The sequence below is a fragment of the bacterium genome (assembly GCA_021372515.1).
In the GTDB taxonomy this organism is placed as follows: Bacteria; Gemmatimonadota; Glassbacteria; order GWA2-58-10; family GWA2-58-10; genus JAJFUG01.
Genome location: JAJFUG010000079.1, coordinates 1 through 2417 on the forward strand (window position 1 = coordinate 1; position 2417 = coordinate 2417).

General features: G+C 64.8%; 3 protein-coding genes. 2 read left to right on the forward strand and 1 reads right to left on the reverse strand.

What is annotated here, in order from left to right:
* Positions 1-78: 78 nt before the first annotated feature.
* Both LLH00_08240 and LLH00_08245 read left to right on the forward strand, forming a co-directional pair.
* Positions 79-498 (forward strand): hypothetical protein, encoded by a 420-nt coding sequence (locus LLH00_08240; GenBank protein ID MCE5271260.1) that lies wholly within the window; start codon positions 79-81, stop codon positions 496-498.
* 203 nt (positions 499-701) lie between these two features.
* Positions 702-1640 (forward strand): AAA family ATPase, encoded by a 939-nt coding sequence (locus LLH00_08245; protein ID MCE5271261.1) that lies wholly within the window; start codon positions 702-704, stop codon positions 1638-1640.
* 182 nt (positions 1641-1822) lie between these two features.
* On the opposite strand, the gene LLH00_08250 is transcribed toward LLH00_08245, so the two are convergent.
* Positions 1823-2417 (reverse strand): glycoside hydrolase family 127 protein (locus LLH00_08250; GenBank protein ID MCE5271262.1); only part of this gene is annotated, 595 nt, incomplete at its 5' end.

The window sequence follows — 2417 nt, forward strand, 5'->3', positions numbered from 1 at the left end:
GAGCTGCGCGGCGCGGAGTGAGGCCGATGCGAATACTCGTGTAACCGCTTGAACCGACAGACTGACAAGGAGGACACGATGAACGGAATCAACAGGCTGCGTGTGCTGGCCGGAGGGCTGGTCGCCGGGCTGGTCCTGGCCACGGGCGAGTTCGTGCTGAGCAAGCCCATACTGGGCGAACGCTGGGCCCTGATCCTGCTGAACCACAACCTGCCGCGGGTGACCATGGGCCGGGTGGGCATATTCTTCGCGCTGAACCTTCTTCTGGGCCTGGTGCTGATATGCATTTACGCATCTATCCGGCCGCGTTACGGTGCCGGGCCCAGGACTGCGGTCCGCGCCGGGCTTCTCGTGTGGCTGCTGGTCTGGGCCTGCGGTTACGGCATGGGCTGGCTGATGTGGCTTTTCCCCACCGGCATGACTTTGACCGCGATCCTCTGGGGCCTGGTGGAGGCGCCGCTGGCCGCGCTGGCCGGGGCGTGGGTGTATAAGGAGTAATAATCGAGGTGGTCCGTTGAAGCTGTCAGGCCAAGTCCTGCATTCTTTAGGTTTTCTCCTGTGGCTGAGGATTCACCCCATTTTTCATTGCCCCTTTTCGCAATCCAGGGTATAATTGCAGCTTAAGTCCCGCAATTCCGCCGCGCGCCGGTTCCCCGGCGGCGGTTTCCCCTCTCACCCGCAGGCATAGGGACCCGAATGCCATGAACGACTACCCGCGGCCGTTCGCCGGACGCGAGCCGGAGGATGGGCGCATAATCGCCGTGGGCGGGGCCAAGGGCGGTATCGGCAAGAGCCTGGTCACCTCCAACCTGGCCGTGCTGCTCAGCTCCCGCGGTTTCAGCACCGCGGTGGTGGACCTCGACCTGGGCGGGGCCAACCTGCACCTCTACCTGGGCGAAAAGACCCTCCAGCGCAACCTGCACCATTTCCTGAACAAAGAGGCCGAACTCCAGGATATCCTGATCGAGACCCGTTTCGGTCCCTGGCTGATCGGCGGGGACAACTCCGAGCTGGGCGCGGCCAACATCCCGTTCGCCCAGAAACTCAAGCTCCTGCGCACTCTCAAACGGCTGGACGTTGATTACATCCTGCTCGACCTGGGCAGCAACATCTCGTACAATGTTCTCGACTTCTTCCTCGCCGCCGACTACCCGATAGTGATCGCCACCCCCGAGCCTGCGGCCTACCTGGGCGCGTACCGTTTCATCAAGGTGGCCCTCTACCGCAAGCTCGACCGTCTGTTCGGCGTGGAGAGCGAGTTCTACACGCACCGCGCGCCCAGCCTGGAGCGGCTCATCCGCACGGCGATAGGCCGGGGCGAGTTGCGGGTGCGGCGTATTGAGCAGCTCCTGGAGTTGGTGCAGGCCGAGCAGCCGCGCAACCTCGCTTTCATGCAGTCCGTGCTGGACAGTTTCCGTCCCATGCTGGTGATGAACAAGGTGCCCGCGGACCAGGACACGGTGCAGATCGTGCAGTCGATCCAGGACAGTTGCCGCGATATGCTCTCGGTGAAGATGGATTTCCTGGGCTACCTGCCCTCCAGCCCGGATTTCGAGCGCAGCGCGCGGGAGCTGACCCCAGTGAGCGCCTCCGACCCGGAGGGTGAGCCTGCCGCGGCCCTGGCCGCGTTGATCGAGTAGGGATGGAAATGCAAACCGGGCATGGCATTCATGTTCCCCCCCTTTAGCAAGGGGGAGGCAAGGCGCATACTGAATTATTGATGAAAGGGGCGACCGCTTGGGTCGCCCCTTTTTGTACACCCCGTCGGCTTGCGCCGCCACCCCTCTTTTAGAGTGGATTTAAGAGCAGACACATCCTGAGTTCAGGGCCGGAAATCCGGCTGCGAGGGGTCCAGGATCAGAGGCAGCCAGACCCGGAACCGCGCCCCGGTTCCCCAGCCCCCGGCCGAGGCGTAGTCGCACAGGCGCAACGACAGCTCCGGCCCGCTGTCCCGCCCGGCCGGGTCGCCCAACGCCGGGACGTCGCAGACAAAGTTGAACGGCCCGGCCGCACCGGGGCTCACCGGCGTCAGCTCGATATACCCGTCCGCATCGCATTTCAGTTGCAGCAGAGCGTCGTCCACGACGCCGCCCGCGGCCTCCAGGCGGCTGTCGCGGGCAAGGACCAGGGGACCGCGCCGCACGCAGACACTTCCCCCGCTCGAATCCCGCTCCACCCGGCCGCGCAGGTCCAGGCGCAGTTTCACCGAATCCCCGCGCTGCCATTTGGCGCTCAGAACCGCATAATTCCCAGGTTCCGGGGGCGTTGTCACAACAGCCCGCCCCGGTTCGATAGATGTCCGCGCGCTCCAGGACGGCACCCGGAGCCGCAGGCTGAACCGCTCGGCCCGGGCCGGGTTGACCCGCACCGTGACCGTGGAATCGAACGGGTAGGCGGTCTCGGTCACTATCTCCACC

Bases quoted from the DNA above. Each gene is read 5' to 3' on its own strand.
- LLH00_08240 (MCE5271260.1), top strand. From the start codon at position 79: ATGAACGGAATCAACAGGCTGCGTGTGCTGGCCGGAGGGCTGGTCGCC.
- LLH00_08245 (MCE5271261.1), top strand. From the start codon at position 702: ATGAACGACTACCCGCGGCCGTTCGCCGGACGCGAGCCGGAGGATGGG.